General features: G+C 64.3%; 17 protein-coding genes. All 17 read right to left on the bottom strand.

Features of this window, described 5'->3' with window-relative positions:
• Positions 1-267: 267 nt before the first annotated feature.
• The 17 genes from dhaK to dapA all read right to left on the bottom strand — a co-directional run bounded on the left by dhaK (position 268) and on the right by dapA (position 16,398).
• A complete protein-coding gene (gene dhaK, locus BM374_RS09600; protein WP_092291260.1) occupies positions 268-1,257 on the bottom strand; it encodes a dihydroxyacetone kinase subunit DhaK in 990 nt (329 codons plus the stop codon).
• Positions 1,258-1,295: 38 nt separating this feature from the next.
• Positions 1,296-1,727 carry a hypothetical protein gene (locus tag BM374_RS09605; protein ID WP_092291262.1) on the bottom strand — a complete coding sequence of 144 codons (432 nt, stop codon included), beginning with the start codon at positions 1,725-1,727 and terminating at the stop codon, positions 1,296-1,298.
• A complete protein-coding gene (gene ptsP, locus BM374_RS09610) occupies positions 1,724-3,322 on the bottom strand; it encodes a phosphoenolpyruvate--protein phosphotransferase (protein ID WP_092291264.1) in 1,599 nt (532 codons plus the stop codon). Before ptsP ends, BM374_RS09605 begins: the two co-directional genes overlap by 4 nt.
• A 4-nt stretch (positions 3,323-3,326) precedes the next feature.
• Positions 3,327-3,641, bottom strand: coding sequence for an HPr family phosphocarrier protein (locus BM374_RS09615; protein WP_092291266.1), 315 nt, complete (start codon positions 3,639-3,641; stop codon positions 3,327-3,329).
• Entirely contained in the window at positions 3,634-4,020 is a 387-nt protein-coding gene (dhaM, locus tag BM374_RS09620; RefSeq protein ID WP_092291268.1) for a dihydroxyacetone kinase phosphoryl donor subunit DhaM, read from the bottom strand. Before dhaM ends, BM374_RS09615 begins: the two co-directional genes overlap by 8 nt.
• Positions 4,017-4,631, bottom strand: a complete 615-nt coding sequence (gene dhaL, locus BM374_RS09625) for a dihydroxyacetone kinase subunit DhaL (RefSeq protein WP_092291270.1) — start codon at positions 4,629-4,631, stop codon at positions 4,017-4,019. Before dhaL ends, dhaM begins: the two co-directional genes overlap by 4 nt.
• On the bottom strand, positions 4,628-5,635 hold the full coding sequence (locus tag BM374_RS09630; RefSeq protein ID WP_092291272.1) for an ABC transporter ATP-binding protein: 1,008 nt from the start codon (positions 5,633-5,635) through the stop codon (positions 4,628-4,630). Before BM374_RS09630 ends, dhaL begins: the two co-directional genes overlap by 4 nt.
• A complete protein-coding gene (locus BM374_RS09635) occupies positions 5,628-6,725 on the bottom strand; it encodes an ABC transporter ATP-binding protein (protein ID WP_092291274.1) in 1,098 nt (365 codons plus the stop codon). Before BM374_RS09635 ends, BM374_RS09630 begins: the two co-directional genes overlap by 8 nt.
• A gap of 6 nt (positions 6,726-6,731) precedes the next feature.
• Positions 6,732-6,944, bottom strand: a complete 213-nt coding sequence (locus tag BM374_RS09640; RefSeq protein ID WP_092291276.1) for a hypothetical protein — start codon at positions 6,942-6,944, stop codon at positions 6,732-6,734.
• A complete protein-coding gene (locus tag BM374_RS09645; protein ID WP_092291278.1) occupies positions 6,941-7,894 on the bottom strand; it encodes a carbohydrate ABC transporter permease in 954 nt (317 codons plus the stop codon). Before BM374_RS09645 ends, BM374_RS09640 begins: the two co-directional genes overlap by 4 nt.
• Positions 7,891-8,850 (bottom strand): carbohydrate ABC transporter permease, encoded by a 960-nt coding sequence (locus tag BM374_RS09650; protein ID WP_092291908.1) that lies wholly within the window; start codon positions 8,848-8,850, stop codon positions 7,891-7,893. The genes BM374_RS09645 and BM374_RS09650 overlap by 4 nt, the downstream gene beginning before the upstream one ends.
• A 103-nt stretch (positions 8,851-8,953) precedes the next feature.
• The gene (locus BM374_RS09655) at positions 8,954-10,288 is read right to left on the bottom strand and encodes an ABC transporter substrate-binding protein (protein ID WP_502689421.1); all 1,335 of its coding nucleotides are present in this window, start codon (positions 10,286-10,288) and stop codon (positions 8,954-8,956) included.
• 336 nt (positions 10,289-10,624) lie between these two features.
• Positions 10,625-11,803 carry an acyl-CoA dehydrogenase family protein gene (locus BM374_RS09660; RefSeq protein WP_092291282.1) on the bottom strand — a complete coding sequence of 393 codons (1,179 nt, stop codon included), beginning with the start codon at positions 11,801-11,803 and terminating at the stop codon, positions 10,625-10,627.
• 42 nt (positions 11,804-11,845) lie between these two features.
• Entirely contained in the window at positions 11,846-13,411 is a 1,566-nt protein-coding gene (gene amaB / locus BM374_RS09665; RefSeq protein WP_092291284.1) for an L-piperidine-6-carboxylate dehydrogenase, read from the bottom strand.
• A 28-nt stretch (positions 13,412-13,439) separates the two neighbouring features.
• The gene (locus BM374_RS09670; RefSeq protein WP_092291286.1) at positions 13,440-14,594 is read right to left on the bottom strand and encodes an alpha-hydroxy acid oxidase; all 1,155 of its coding nucleotides are present in this window, start codon (positions 14,592-14,594) and stop codon (positions 13,440-13,442) included.
• Between the two features lie 7 nt (positions 14,595-14,601).
• Entirely contained in the window at positions 14,602-15,432 is an 831-nt protein-coding gene (locus BM374_RS09675) for an IclR family transcriptional regulator (protein ID WP_244552564.1), read from the bottom strand.
• Positions 15,433-15,492: 60 nt separating this feature from the next.
• On the bottom strand, positions 15,493-16,398 hold the full coding sequence (gene dapA, locus BM374_RS09680; protein WP_092291290.1) for a 4-hydroxy-tetrahydrodipicolinate synthase: 906 nt from the start codon (positions 16,396-16,398) through the stop codon (positions 15,493-15,495).
• Positions 16,399-16,409 lie beyond the last annotated feature (11 nt).

Consider the following 16,409-nt stretch of genomic DNA (forward strand, 5'->3'; position numbering starts at 1 on the left):
TTAGGCCGGAATGGCCGTGGCGTGCTCGACCGATCTTGCGGTTTGGGATAGCCGGCTGCGCTACGCGTAGGCCCGGGCAACGCGTCGATCGCCTCGCCAGAACTCTTCTGCAAATCGCGGATGCTGATGTGGATCACGGCACTTACAGGCGCCGATATGTAATGCTCCGCAAGAGCGCGGGCGTCTAGAAGAAACGAAACCCATGTCTCGCAGCCCTCCCCGCCGCCACAAGTTGCTTCATCATGAAGCGCCCTTTCGCTATGACCATCAGACTCCCCAGCGGAGCGCTGCGGTATGCACTGGGGCGTCCCACAATTCCTTTGACTGGCTGTCGAGCACGGAGACGGTGATCGAGGCGCCTGCCATGTCGAGCGACGTCACGTAAGAGCCGGTCAGGAAACGTGTCGCCGTGATGCCCGCCTCATCCAGGATACGTTTGGCGCTGTTGGCCATCAGATAGAGTTCGATAAGTGGCGTTGCGCCGAATCCGTTGACCAGGAGCAGGACTTCGCTGCCCTTGCTCGGCGCAAGATCATCCAGGATCGCGCCAAGTATGTCGGCGGCGATAGCATCGGCAGAGGTCAGAGGCACCCGGCGGCGCCCCGGCTCGCCATGAATGCCGACGCCCATTTCCATTTCGTTGTCAGCCAGCGTGAAATTCGGCCGACCCGCCGCCGGAACCGTGCACGGCAGCAGTGCCACGCCCATCGAGCGGGTGCGGCTGTTGATGTCATCGCCGAGTGTCTTGAGCGCGCCGAGCGGCATGCCCTTTTCGGCCGCGGCACCGACCATCTTTTCCACGATCAGCGTACCCGCGACACCCCGACGTCCCGTCGTGTAGGTCGACTTCTCCACCGCGACGTCGTCGTTGGTCACGACGCTTGCGACCTCGCGCCCGGCCATCTCGGCGGCCATGGTGAAATTCATCACATCGCCCTCGTAATTCTTGACGATGAAGAGCACGCCGGCTCCGGTGTCGACAGCCTCCGCCGCCTCGATCATCTGATCGGGCGTCGGCGACGTGAAGACCTGCCCTGGGCAAGCGGCATCGAGCATGCCGAGACCGACGAAGCCCGCATGCAGCGGTTCATGGCCGGAGCCGCCGCCTGAGATGAGCGCGACTTTGCCCGGCTTCAGGGTCCGGCGGCGCACGAATTTGCGCTCGGCGCCAAGTAGCAGGATATCGGCATGCGCGGCCGCCAACCCGTCGAGACTCTCTTCGAGCACCGTGTCGGCGCTGTTGATCAGCTTTTTCATGGCGTCCTCCCGGTTATCTTTTTGCAGTTTCGAATTCGTCAGCCAATGCTCTCGGCGTAGCGCGCGAGCTGAGCCGCAAAGTCGACGATCAGCTGCTCGAGCGCGCGGTTCTTCTTGTCCTCGCCAAGATCAGGCACCGTCACCGTAACAACACGCGTGCGCGCCTCGCGATGGGCGCCGCGCAGCCGTCCCGGGTGCGCGCGACCATAGGCTTCGAGGAACGCCGCCCGTTCGGTACCGGAGAGATGGCAGACCTCGAAGATGATCGCGACATGCTTCGCCGGGATCGGCACCAGATACGCGGGATTGGTGATCTGGCTGACAAAGGAGCGGTTCTTGCCGAGCGCCGCGGCGAGCTTCAGCCGCGTCCCGGATGGCCGGTTGTCGAGAGCCCGCCGTAAGATGAGCTTGTAGTCCGCGACATTGCTGTCGCCTGGCCGGCTCGGGTCTTCGTCTTTATCATCGCTCATGCAGTCATCCCGGCGATGGCGGCCTTGAGCCGGGCCACCGCAATCGGCGAGACCGAGAGGGTCGTCAGCCCCGTCGCGAGCAACGCCTTCGTCAAGCGCGTGTCGGCCGCGGCGTCGCCGCAGAGCGAAACCTCGACGCCGCGCTTGCGTCCGGCCTCGACCGTCCGCGCGATCAGCGCCAGCACCGCCGGATGGCCGGCATCATTGAGATCGGCGACATCACCGACGTCGCGCGCCGCAGCCATCGTGTATTGGGTCAGGTCATTCGACCCGATGGAATAGAACGCCGCGCCAAAATCCTCGGCGCAGAGTGCGGCCGAGGGGACCTCGACCATGATGCCGAGTGGCGGCCGGGCGCAGGCGATGCCCTCTGCCGTGAGCGCTGCAAACTCCGCGTCCAGCATGGACTTGGCGCGGTCCAGCTCGGAGGGCACCGCGATCATCGGCAGCATCACCTTCAGCGGCCCATGCACGGCCGCGCGGCACAGCGCTCGCAATTGCACGCGAAACACCTCCGGCCGCGCCAGCGACAGGCGGATCCCGCGCAAGCCCAGGAATGGATTTCGCTCGCCATCGACCGTCACGCCGGGGATCGGCTTGTCGCCGCCGGCATCGAGCGTGCGGATCGTCACCGGCCGTCCTGCGGCCCATTCGAGAATACGCCGGTAGACCGCATATTGCGCATCCTCGCCGGGTAAGCCTCTCGAACCCTCGAACAGAAACTCCGTCCGCACCAGGCCGACGCCATCGCAGATAGCGGGGTCGAGGCCTTCGACGTCTTCGGGCGCGGCAACATTGAGAAGAACGGAAATACGCCGGCCATTAGCCGTCAGGGCCGGTTTGAAGCGGCCGGCCTCGGCGGCGATCTGTGCGGCATTCGCGGCCGCCATGCGGTGCTCGAACAGGCGGCGCGTTTCGGGCTGGGGATCGAAGATCACGGTCCCGGCGTCGCCATCGACCAAGGCCAGTGACGGTGGCTGTCCGTTCCAGGGTAGTGGACCCAATCCAACCACCATGGGAGCGCCGCGCGATCGCGCGAGCATCGCCACATGCGACGAAGGCGATCCGCTTGCGAGCGCAATGGCACCGCCGCGGGTCCAGTCGACGGCGAGGAATGTCGATGGCGAAATATCATCACCCGTGACGACGGAATCGCCGGAGATTTTTGCGATCGCATCCGCGCCATTTAGCCCTGCGACCACGCGATCGCGGATATCGACGAGGTCCGCGGCCCGCGCCCGGAAATATTCCTCGTCCGCCGCGCGATAGCCCGCGATCTCGACGTCGAGCGCAGCGCGCCAGGCCTCGTCGGCAGCAGCACCGCCCGCTATGGCTTCGTAAGCCCCTTCCGAAAGAGCATCGTCACCGAGCATCGCAACCTGGAACTCCAGGATCTCCGCAGCCTCGCCATGGACCGTCGCGATCAGATCGGCGAGCTCCACTGCTGCTCCTTCGATCGCAGCCTTCAGCGCCGCGGCTTCCTGCGCGGGATCGCCCTTCGCCGCCCTGCTCGCCACAGCATGCGTCAGCACGGCGACCGGGCCGATGGCGAGGCCTGGCGAGGCGGGATGACCGGTGAGATGGATCTCGCCCACGATTCTACGCCTCGCCGAAACCGTCATGCACCAGCGCCAGCATGGCCGCGAGCGCCGCCTCGCCGTCGGGACCGGCGACGCGGAAATGCAACGTTGCGCCTTGCGGCGCCTTCACACGCATCACTTTCACGGGGCTCTTGGCGTCCGTCCAGGGGCCCTCGGCAGCAAGCGCAATTTCGATCTTTGCGGTAAATCCTTTCGCACATTGCGTGAGCTTCACCGATGGCCGCGCGTGCAGGCCCACCGGATTGACGAGGACCGCCGAGGCGGTCAGCGGCGCAAACGTGGGGGCCGCCCGGTTGACGTTGGCATCATGCATAGAATTCCTCCGCACTGCGCTTGACGGCGGCAAGCGATGAGCCGCCCGAAGATTCGGTCGCGGCGATCACAGCCCCCTCGACCACCGGTGCATTGCAAACCAGCACGCGCGCACGCCGATCTTCGGGGAGCATCTCGACGGCCATCTCCGAATTGGTCTCGGCACCGCCGAGATCGACCAGGATCGCTACGCCTGCCGGTGACCAGGCGGTTTCGATCGCTTCGAGAATCCCCGCAACGTTCGTACCCAGGCCGCCATCGACATCGCCGCCGGTCCAGGCCAGCGGCACCGCGTCTCCAACCATCTGGCGCACCATATCCGCCGCACCTTCCGCGATCTTCCGCGAATGCGATACGATGACAATTCCGACGTTGCTCATGTGTTGACCTCGAATGCCAGTGTCTCAACTGCGGCACCGATCAGAAGAGACACCGAGCGCGCGCCCGGATCCATGTGACCGATGGAACGCTCGCCCAGGAACGATGCCCGGCCGCGGATCGCCTGCATCGGCGTGGTGCGATCGGCGGCCTGCACAGCCTCCGCTGCGATCGCCCTTGCATCGCCGCCTGCCGCGAGAACGGCGTGCACCGGCACCAGCACATCCAGCAGCGTCTTCTGCCCCTCTTCGGAGCGACCCCGCGCCTTGACGGCCTCGATCGCCTTCTCCGTCGCCGCGACCAGATCGGCCCGGCTCGGCCGCTCCGGAAGCGCCTTGCCCAGTTCCATGAAGAACGTTCCGACCAGCGGCCCAGAAGCACCGCCGACCTTCATGACCAACGTCATTCCAATCGCCTTCAGCATTTCCGGGAGCGACTTGTCGGCAAGGTCTGGCAGTGCCGCGAGGACCGCCTCGAACCCGCGCTTCATGTTCAGCCCATGATCCCCATCGCCAATCGCCTGGTCGAGGCTCGTCAACTCGTCCGCGTGCGAGATCACTGACGCTGCCAGCGCTCGCACCAACCTTTCCCTGGCTATCCGATCAAGGCTCATGCCGCTACCCTCTCGCCCTTCGCATCGAAAAACAGCGGCTTGTTCAGCCGAAGCGACACCATGTCTCCGGCACCGAAGGCCGCCTCGGGATCCGCCAGTGTTACAACCGGCCGGCCGGCGAGGTCGAGATGGAGATGGCTCTGATCGCCGAGATGTTCGACCCGCTTGACAATTGCCGAGACGTCGCCGCCGTCGCGCGCAATCGTCAGATGCTCGGTCCGCGCGCCGATGGTCTCGGCGCCGTCAGGTACACCGGCGAACAGGGCCGCCGGCAGCAGATTGATCATCGGCTGGCCCAGCCGCGCCGCGACATGCGCGTTGATTGGATTCTCATAGATCTCGCGCGGCGATCCGATCTGCATCAGCCGCCCGCCTTCGATCACGCCGATGCGCGAGGCCATGGTCATCGCCTCGGTCTGATCGTGGGTGACGTAGAGAATCGTCGCGCCTAGCTCGACCTGGATGCGCTTGAGCTCGAGCCGCAACTCGCCGCGCAGCTTGGCATCGAGCGAGGACAGCGGCTCGTCCATCAGATAGATCGAAGGCGAACGGACCAGAGCCCGGCCAATCGCGACGCGTTGCATCTGCCCGCCCGACAGCTGCGTCGCCTTGTTGTCCAGCTTGGTCTCGATGTGAAGCAGACGCGCCACCTCCTGCACCTTCGCGCGAATGTCGGCTTCGGCCACGCGGCGGGTCGGCGCACGCAACGAGAATGCCATGTTCTCGAACACGGTGAGGTGCGGATATAGCGAGTATTGCTGGAAAACAAAGGCAACGTCGCGATCGGCCGGCGCATCGCCGGTCACGTCGCGCCCGTCGATGCGGATCGAGCCGCGATCCGGCTGCTCCAGCCCGGCGATCAAGCGCAACGCCGTGGTCTTGCCGGCGCCGGTCGGCCCCAGCAACGCGACGAACTCGCCGTCACCGACGGTCAACGACAGGTCGCTCAAGGCTTGCGTCTTGCCGAACGCCTTGGAGACGGAGATGATCTCGACTTCAGCCATGCGCAGCTCCTTCGTGCAGCGCGGTGCGTATAGCCCGGCCAGATGCCTTGTCGAAGATCGACAGCGTATCGGGCCGGAAGTCGAGCCCCACAATCTCGCCGGTCCGGAAGGATCTGCTGCTCGGTGAGCGGGCTTTAAGCGCGCCGTAGTGCGTCGTCACCGTTACGATCTGCGTCGTCCCCAGATATTCCGTGCCATAGACTTCGCCGCGCACCATGCCGCGATCAGTGAAGCGCACGTGCTCGGGCCGCACCCCGAGCACGAGCTCGCTGTCGGTCATCGCCTCCCGCGCGGCAGGAATGGCGACATCGCGTTCGCCGAGCCGGATCGCCTCTGCGCCCGTCTGCAGGCCGCCACGGAACGGCAGGAAGTTCATCGGCGGCGAGCCGATGAAGTCGGCGACGAACAACGATGCCGGCCGGTCATAGATGTCGCGCGGACTCGCCACCTGCTCGACGACGCCATTGTTCATCACCGCGATCCTGTCCGCCATCGCCATGGCCTCGAGCTGGTCATGCGTGACGTAGACGGTCGTCGCGCCCAGGCGGTCGTGCAGAGCCCGCAGCTCGTGAATCATGGCCTCCCGCATCTCGGTGTCGAGCGCGCCGAGCGGCTCGTCCATCAGGAAACACTTCGGCTTGCGCACGATCGCGCGCCCCAGCGCGACACGCTGGCGGTCGCCGCCCGCCAGGCCGGCCACCGATCGGTCGAGCAGGTGAGAAATCCGCAGGATGCGCGCGGCTTCGACCACCCGCCGGTCACGCTCGGCCGCACCGATGCCCTCGCATTTCAGGGGGAAGCCGATGTTGCGCCGGACATTCATGTGCGGATAGAGCGCGAAAAGCTGGAACACGAAGGCGATATCGCGCGCCGACGCGCGGTTCATCGTCACGTCCTCCCCGTCGAGCCGGATGGTGCCCGACGTCGGCAGCTCCAGGCCGGCGATCATACGCAGCGTCGTGGTCTTGCCGCAGCCGGAAGGCCCCAGGAGGCAAAGGAACTGGCCGTCTTCCACCGTGAAACTGGCGGCCTTGACCGCATGAAACGCGCCGAAAGACTTGTCGAGCGCCTCGACCCTGATCTGTGCCATCGCGCGCTACTCCCGGACCTTGGACACGATGGTGAACATCACCGTGCCGAACAGGGTCGTCGCAAACGACCACGAATACAGCGTCAGCGAGAACGGCTGCATGAGCATGACCACGCCGGCGGCGATGATCATCGTTGCTGTGGCCTCAAGCGGGCCGCGGCGCAGTAGCCGGTCGGCAAGACCAGGACGCGCGATGGATGGGGTGGCGTCATTGCTCATTTGCGGACGGCTCCAAAGGTGATGCCACGCAGCAGGTGCTTGCGAAGCAGGACCGTGAACACCACGATCGGCACCAGGAACAGGGTCGTGCCGGCCGCTACCGCCGGCCAGTCCTGTCCGCCCTCCCCGATGATAATCGGAATGAAGGGCGGCGCCGTCTGGGCGTTGCCGGAGGTGAGAAGCACCGCGAAGGCGTATTCGTTCCAGGCGAAGATCAGGCAGAAGATCGCCGTCGCGGCGATTCCCGTCGTCGCCTGCGGCAGCACCACCTTCACGAAGGCCTGGAAGCGAGTATAGCCGTCGATCATCGCCGCTTCCTCGTACTCGCGCGGGATTTCGTCGATGAATCCCTTCAGCAGCCAGACCGCGAGCGAGACGTTGACCGAGGTGTAGAGCAGGATCATCCCGAGCCTTGTGTCCGACAGGCCGATCGTGCGGTACATCAGATAGATCGGAATCGCGACCGCGATCGGCGGCATCATCCTGGTCGATAGAATGAAGAACAGCAGGTCGTCCTTCAGCGGCACGCGGAAGCGCGAGAATCCGTAGGCCGACAGGGTGCCAAGCGCGACGGCGAGCACGGTCGAGCCGAACGCGATGATCAACGAATTGACGAAGCGCGGCACATAGTTCGAGGGACCTGCGACCACCATGTTGCGTTCGCGCGCGATGCTGTCGCAGAGACCTTGCGGCGGTCCCAGCGAGCGGATGAATTCCGGCGTCTGGCGCGAGCGCGTCGTGAACAGGTTGCAGAAGCCTTCGAGCGACGGCTTGAACATCACCTTGGGCGGATAGGAGATCGCATCGTCAGGCGACTTGAACGCGGTGAGCATGATCCAGACCAGCGGGATCATGGTGATGATGGCGTAGAGCACGACCAGGGAGCCGGCAAAGCGCCGTGTCGTTGCCGACGGTTCGACGACCGAATGGGCTGTGGTGGCTGAGGTCATCGGCTTTTCACCTTGTTCAGCGCCTTCACATAGATGTTGGCGAGGCCAAAGACCGTCACGAACAGGATGATCGCGAAGGCCGAGGAATATCCGGTGCGCCAGCTTTCGAACGCCGCGCGCTTGAGCGTGATCGAGGCAACTTCCGTGGTCGATCCCGGCCCGCCGCCGGTGAGCAGGTTGACCATGTCGAACATCTTGAAATTCTCGATGCCGCGAAACAGTACCGCCAACATGATGAACGGCAGCGCCATCGGCAGCGTGATCGACCAGAACTGCCGCCACTTCGATGCGCGATCGACCTCTGCCGCCTCGTAGATGTAATCAGGGATCGAACGCAGGCCGGCCAGACAAATCAGCATCACGTAAGGAGTCCACATCCAGGCATCGACGATGACGATGGCCCAGGGGCTCAGCGTGACGTCGCCCAGCATCTGGAAGGAAGACGCGGGACGCCCGGTGAAGAAGGCGACGACGTAATTGAACAGTCCGATCTGGGGCTGGTACAGGAACGTCCAGAAATTGCCGACGACGGCGGGCGACAGCATCATGGGCAGCAGGATGATCGTGGTCCACATGCCGTGGCCGCGGAACTTCTTGTCGATGAGATAGGCTAGGCCAAATCCGAGCACGGTCTCGATCACCACCGTCCAGATGACGAAATGCGCGGTCACCTGCATCGCCGCCCAGATGTCCGGGTCAGTCAGGATCGACTGGTACCAGTCGGCGCCCAGCCAGATCATCGGGACGTTGGCCCGGTTGGCACGGTAGTTGGTGAACGACAGATAGATCGTCCAGAGCAACGGGAAGATGTTGATCGCCAGCAGCAGCACGATCGTCGGCGTGATGAAGAGCCAGGCGAGCGCCCTGTCCGACAGGCCCCGGATACGACGCGCGACGCCTGGCCGGACCATGACGGCTCGATAAGTGATGCGCGAAGAGGCACTCAATTCGTTCATTGCTCTGGCCGATCCTGGCACCCGGGCCGTCGCCTGGCGACAGATCCCGGTCATCTCGAAGGAAAGCCTGGAGCGCGAGCGCACGCGCTCCAGGCAGCTCACATCAGAACTTCTTGCCTTCTTCCTTGAAGATCGCCTTCCAGTCCTTCACCAGACCGTCCAGCGCTTCCTGGGCGGTGCCCTTATCGGCCACCACATAGTCATGCACGCGCTTCTGCTCGGCTTGCAGCAGCTGGGCGTAGGACGGCTCGGCCCAGAAGTCGACGACCATTCCCATCGACTGCAGGAACTCCTTGGCGAAGGGCGCGCTACCAGGGAAGCTCGGGTCGTTCAGCACGGACTTGGCGCAGGAATAGCCGCCGAGCGCCCACCACTTCTTCTGGACGTCGCCGCCGGAGAACCACTTGATGTATTGCAGCGCTTCGGCCTGGTTCTTCGAGTAGGAGACCACCGATATGCCCTGCCCGCCCAGCTGCGTCGCCTGTGCGGCGGGACCTGCCGGATTGACGAAGAAGCCGATCTTGTCGCCGCCGACATTCGGGTCCTTGTAGAGGCCCGGGAAGAAGGCGAAGAAGTTCATCTGCAACGCGACCTGGCCGGACTTGAAGGCGTCAAGCCCCTCCGACATGTAGGAATTGGAGGCGCCAGGCGGCGTGCAGCACTTGTAGAGCTCCTTGTAAGCCTCGAGCCCCTTCACCGCGCTGGCTGAGTTCACGAACCCGTCCATCGCATAGGGCTTCTTCGGATCATCGTACTTGAAGCCGTAGTCGTAGAGATAGTTCGAGACACCCATGGTGATGCCTTCGGAACCACGCTCGGTATAGATCGAGGCGCCATAGACCTTCTTGCCGTCGATCTCGCGGCCCTGGAAGAATTGCGCGATGTCCTTGAGCTCATCGAGCGTCTTCGGCACCGCGATATCGCGGCCGTACTTGGCCTTGAAGTCCTTCTGCACGTCCGGTCGCGCGAACCAGTCCTTGCGATAGGTCCAGCCCACCGCATCGCCCATTGCCGGCAGCGCCCAATAGTTCGGCGTGTTCTTCGGCCACTCGGAATAGCCGACCACCGTCGCCGGCATGTAGTCGTCCATGCTGATTCCTTCCTTCTTGAAGAAATCGTTGAGCTTGACGTACTGGCCGTTCTCCGCGGCACCGCCGATCCATTGTGAATCGCCGATGATGAGATCGCACAACGACCCGTGCGAATTGAGTTCGTTCAGGAAGCGATCGGCGTAATTGGTCCACGGCACGAATTCGAACTTCATACCGATACCCGATTTGGCGGTGAAGTCCTTCGACAATTCGACCAGCGCGTTGGCCGGGTCCCATGCGGCCCAGCACAGCGTGATGGTCTTGCCCTGTGCCTGCGCGGGAGTGATGCCCGCTCCGACACCGAGCGCGGCGCTGACGGCCCCGCAAGCCACTACAAGCGTCTTCATTGTCCGTTTCATTGCACGTTCCCTCCGAGTGGACCGGCCATCGACATGGCGCGGCGTTCCTACCCGCCCGAATGCTTCGAGCAGAGCGACACAGTCCGTGACGAGCTGAATAACTAAACTAGCGTTTCCTCGCGCCACCCGGATTCTATAGGCCCGGCAGGCTCGATTTGTTTAGTAATGCACGATTTACTAAACATTGCAAGCGCAGTTTGGGTCAGAGGAACGTCAAGTCGCCGTTGGCCTAGGGCTGCGGCCAGCCGCCGGGTTGAAGCACCCGCAGACCATCGGCTGCGGCAGGCAGTTCCGCTTGTCTCATTGTGCCAAAGCTGTCTGCAATCAGCGCGGTTTTAGCAGCTCACGCGCCACGATCAGCTTCTGGACCTCGGTCGCGCCCTCGTAAATGCGGAGTGCGCGGATTTCGCGATAGAGGCTTTCGACGATTTCACCCTTGCGTACGCCGCGACCGCCGAACATCTGCACGGCGCGGTCGATGACGCGCTGTGCGGTCTCAGTTGCAGTCAGCTTCGCCATGGCAGCCTCACGCGTCGTCGGCAGTTTCTGGACATCGCGGCGCCAGGCAGCGCGGTAAGTCAGCAATGCAGCGGCGTCGACCTCAGTCGCCATGTCGCCAAGCGCGGCCTGGGTCAGCTGAAGATCGCTCAAGGTCGCCCCGAACATGTGCCGGCTCTTCGCATGCCACAACGCTTCGTCAAGTGCGCGCCGGGCAAAGCCAAGGGCGGCCGCGGCGACCGACGCACGAAAGATGTCCAGCGTCTGCATCGCGAGCTTGAACCCGCCACCGGGTGCGCCGAGGCGGCGGCTTGCCGGAATGCGGCAGCTCGTGAAACGCAGCGTCGCCAGCGGATGCGGAGCGACGACATCGATGCGCTCGGCAATGCTGAAGCCGGGATCATCGGGAAAGATGACGAAGGCCGAGATGCCACGCGCGCCGGGCGCCTCGCCGGTTCGTACAAACAGCGTATAGACGTCGGCAATGCCGCCGTTCGATATCCAGGTCTTCTCGCCGTCGATGACGTAGTCGTCGCCGTCGGCCCGTGCCGTACAAGACATCGCCGCCACGTCCGATCCTGCTTCCTTCTCGGACAACGCGAAGGCTGCGAGCCATTCGCCGGAGCGAACTTTCGGCAGCACCGCCTGGCGCAGCTCCGCGGATCCGCCGAGCGCGATCGCGCCGGAGCCGAGCCCCTGCATGGCGAAAGCGAAATCGGCAAGGCCGTCGGCATAGGCAAGCGATTCCCGCGACAGGCAGATCGAGCGGGAATCGATCGTCGCCGCATCGCCATCGGGCGCCGCGACCGCGCAATCGAGCAGCCCCGCCCTGCCCATCGCGCGCACCAGCTTGCGGCAGGTGCCGTCGACATCGTTGTGATCGGCCTCGTCGAGAGCGCCCGATTGCACGAAGCGGTCGAGCGCCGCGCCGATCGCTTGATGGCGCGGCTCGAAGAACGGCCAGTCGAGCCATTCGCGCCGGATGACCTTCGCAGTAGAGCTCATCTGATCCCTCCTTCGCTCGCTGCGCGCGCCAGCCCTAATTCGTCACAGCACGTCGAACTTGACACCCTGTGCCAGCGGGAGGGTGCGACCGTAATTGATGGTGTTGGTCACGCGCCGCATGTAGGCCTTCCAGGCATCGGAGCCGGACTCGCGTCCGCCGCCGGTCTCCTTCTCGCCGCCGAATGCGCCCCCAATCTCCGCGCCGGATGGGCCAATGTTGACGTTGGCAATGCCGCAGTCGGAGCCACGGGCCGACAGAAAAGTTTCCGCCTCGCGAAGGTCGTTGGTGAAGATCGAGGACGACAGTCCCTGCGGGACGGCATTGTGCAGCTCGAGCACGGAATCGAAATCGCGATATTTCATCACGTAAAGGATCGGCGCGAAGGTCTCGTGCTCGACGGGTCCTGTCTGCGCCGGCATCTCGATCAAAGCAGGTCTGACGTAGTGAGCATTGGAGGCGCCTTCGACGACGATCCGTTCGCCGCCATGGACTTTTCCACCAGCCGCCCTAGCGGCTTCGAGTGCATTCTGCATCGCGCCATAGGCCCCGGCATCGATCAACGGACCCACCAGCGTACCGGTCTCCAGCGGCGAACCGATGGTCACGGATGCATAGGCCTGCTTGAGCCGTGGCATGAAGCTGTCATACACGCTTTCGTGGACAAAGAGACGGCGCAACGTGGTGCAGCGCTGCCCGGCCGTTCCCATCGCGGCAAAGGCAACGCCCCGCAGCGTCAAGTCGAGGTCCGCCGTTGGCGCGATGATCGCGGCGTTGTTGCCACCGAGCTCGAGCAGTGCGCGCGCGAAGCGCTTGGCGAGTCTCGGACCGACCGCGCGGCCCATCGCCGTCGAGCCGGTGGCCGAGACCAGCGGGACCTTGGGATGATCGACGAGCGCCTCCCCCACCTCGCGGCCACCGAGCAGCACCGCTGCAAGCCCCTGCGGCGCGCCGCCACCGGCCTCATTGAAGCGCTCGAGCGCGCGCTCGAACAGAGCGTGCGTTGCAAGCGCGGTCAGCGGCGTCTTCTCCGACGGCTTCCAGACGAGACTGTTGCCGCACACGAGCGCCAGGGCTGCGTTCCAAGCCCATACGGCGACCGGAAAATTGAACGCCGAGATGATGCCGGTGACCCCGAGCGGATGCCAGCTTTCCATCATGCGATGCTCGCCACGCTCGGTCGCGATCGTCAGGCCGTAGAGCTGGCGAGACAGACCGACTGCGAAATCGCAAATGTCGATCATTTCCTGAACCTCACCCAGCCCCTCGGAGACGATCTTGCCAACCTCGATCGACACCAGTCGGCCCAAAGCTTCCTTGCTGGCGCGCAGCTCCTCGCCGAACAGGCGCACGAACTCGCCGCGCTTTGGCGGCGGCACCAACCTCCAGGCAAGGAACGCCGCGTGCGCCTGTTCGATCACGCCGGCGGCCTCGGCCGCGCCGATCGCCGTAACCCGGCCGATGATCTCGCCAGTGATCGGCGTACGAACCACGATGGCACCCTCGGTATATTCGGAGCGGCGGGCGCCGAGCGCGGCGAGGAGCCTGTCGACTTCGCCGGCAAGATCGGGATTGGCGGTATGAATGGTCGGTGCGGACTTGACGGACATGGTAATTTTCCAAATGTTGGAGTGGATCTCAGTTCCGTTCGTTCACGCGCACTTCCCGCAAGGCCGGAACGCGATGCGCTCCCAGGAAGGCCATGGCGGTATCCATCTCGCGCAGGACCATGCGCAGGACGGCTTCGGCGCCCGCCTCTCCCCCGGCCGCAAGACCCCACAGCGGCAAACGTCCGAGAAGCACGGCTTCCGCGCCTAACGCAAGATATTTCAGGACGTCGGTGCCGCGCCTGACGCCGCTGTCGGCCAGAATCGCCAGGCGGCCCTTCACGGCATCGACAATCGCCGGAATGCAGTCTGCAGGCACAGGCAGACAGTCCAGATTGCGTCCACCATGGACCGAGACCACGATGCCATCAGCGCCGATCTCGACCGCCTTTTCCGCATCCTCCACTGCGAGTACGCCCTTGATGGTGAGCTTGCCCGGCCAGATCTCGCGCAGCCAGCGCATGTCGTCCCAGCTCAGGCGCGGTTCGAGCCGGACAGCCTCCGCAATATCGGCGCGAGTAATGGCGGTGCGGAACGCCTCCGGATAGTGGCCGTAAGTCGGCATGCCCTCGCCGACGAGATAACGCGCAAGGACCCCAAACACCCATCTGGGATGCAGCGCCACATCGACCACGCTGCGCGGCCGCGGCTTGAAGGGAATCCCGAAACCGTTGCGTTCATTATACTCCCGGTTCGGCGATACCGGCGTATCGACTGTGACGAGCAGATTGTCGCAGCCGCAAGCGCTCGCGCGCTCCAGGAGGCGCCCGGTCAAGGCGCGATCGCGCCAGACATAGAGCTGGAACCAGAGCAAGGCATCCGGCGCGCCGCGCCGGACAGTCTCCACGGTCGTGACCGATTGCGTCGAGATGCAGACGGGAATGCCGACGCGGGAGGCCGCGCGCGCGAGCTTGGTCTCCCCATCATGGGCAACGAGGCCGGCGAGCGCCGTCGGTGCGACGGCGAGCGGCGCGGCCATCTGTCGGCCAAGAAGCGTTGTATCGAGATCGCGGCTTTCATGCCCTGTCAGCACCGCGGGCAGCAGCGTAATGGCGTCGAGCGAGGCGCGCAGGCGCCGCAGCGCGGCCTCGTCTTCCGTGCCGCGATCGATGTACTCGAACAGTCCGCGCGGCAGGAACTGGCGCGCACGCTCGCGATAGTCGCTGGCATTGAGCAGGATCGGCATCGGCGCGTCAGGCCGCGTAGCGTTTGAACTTGGACTTCGAGATCGAGGTTGCGGCGACGTGAACATGCTGCACCAACTCGGCCTCGGCACGTTCCGTGGTCCACCGCGTCGTGGGCACGGAGATGTTGACGGCGGCCACGGCCCGCCCGTGCTCGTCGATGATCGGCGCGGCGACGGAGATGTCGCCCATGACGCTTTGATTGATCTGGATCGAATAGCCGCGCTTGGCCGCGATATGAACCTGCTCCAGGAGCTTCTCGGGATCCGTGATCGTATGCGGCGTGAGCGGCTCGAGTCGCGTAAGCGTCAGGAGTTGTCGCCGCTCGTCGTCGGGAAGAGCCGACAGGATGGCGATGCCGGACGCCGTGAAATAGGCCGGCAGCCGGCTTCCGATCACGAAATCGATATGAATGAGGTGCCGGCCGGGAAAGCGCGCCACGAACACGACCTCATGGCCGTCAAGCTCATGCAGGTTGCACGTCTCGCCGAGATTGCGGCTCATGTCGAGAAGATAGGGCGACGCCTTGTCGATGAGCTCGTTGGCCTTGAGATAGCTGTGGGAGAATTGCAGCACCTTCGAGGTCAGTCCGTAGTTGCGCGTGCCCTCAATGCGCTTGAGATAGCCGAGCCTTTCGAGCGTATAGACCAGGCGCTGAGTGGCACTGCGATCGAGATTGGCCGTGCGCGCGATATCGGCGAGCGTCATGAAACGGCGCGGCCCATCGAAGGCATGCAGAACCTGGAAGGCCTTCTCGGTCGAGCCGACGAACAGGGACGAGCGCGTCGGCTCGGCGCTTCTTTCCGTGCTCGTCTCAGCACGAGCCCGCTTCGGGCTCATGGCCTTTCCGGATTTCTTTGATCCGCCTCGGCTACTGCGCGCCATGTCTCCGTCCCTCTGTCACCCGACGTCCTCGGAAATCGCGAGCTGCTTGCCGAACTCGACCCGAAGCGCGGATGCCAGCCCTTGCGCCGGCTGCACAAGCGGCGCCAGCATGTGCGGGGCATCCACGCCGATGAGATCCATCACCGCCTTCATCGGACCCGGGTTGGTCTCGGCGAATGCCATATTCATGAGCGGGATCAGCCGGCGATGCAGGTTCAGCGCTTCTGCGGTGCGCCCGGCGACGGCCGTCTCGAAAATCTGCCGCCAGGCGCGCGGCAACAGGCACGCGGTCACAATGATGCCGCCCTTGGCGCCGGCCGCCAGATGCAGCGGAAATAGGCTGTCCTCGCCACTCAGCACCGCGAAATTCTCGTCGACACCCGCGACCACTTGCAGGAAATGATACATGTCGAGATTGCAGGCCTTCATGCCGATGATGTTCGGATGCCTGGAGAGCTCATGCAGGATCCTGGGCTCGATCGCGATCCGGGTACGGTAGGGAATCTCGTAGATCAGGACAGGCACGGGCGAGGCATCGGCATAGCGCAGGAAATAGTCGCGAATGCCGATTTGAGTCGGGTTGGTATAATATGGCGTAAGAACCAGGAGGCCGTCCACGCCTTCGGCGGCGAATTCGCGGCCGGCCTGCAGCGCATCGTGGGAGCCGGCGTCCAGCACGCCGGCAATCACCGGGCCCTTGCCGTTCATGGCCTTCACCGACAGGCCAGCCATCCTGATACGCTCGGAGCGTGCCAGCGCGCCATATTCGCCGGTGCCGCCGAGCGGCACCACGCCATCGATGCCCTGTTTGGTGAGCCAGGCGAACAACGCTGACACGGCAGCGGCGTCGATGGTGTCGTCGGCCTTGACCGGGGTCGGAATCGCGGGAAACAGACCGCGAAGACGAGATGCAGTAAGCATGAGAGAACCTC

The sequence above is a fragment of the Bradyrhizobium sp. Ghvi genome, from assembly GCF_900115265.1.
GTDB lineage: Bacteria > Pseudomonadota > Alphaproteobacteria > Rhizobiales > Xanthobacteraceae > Bradyrhizobium.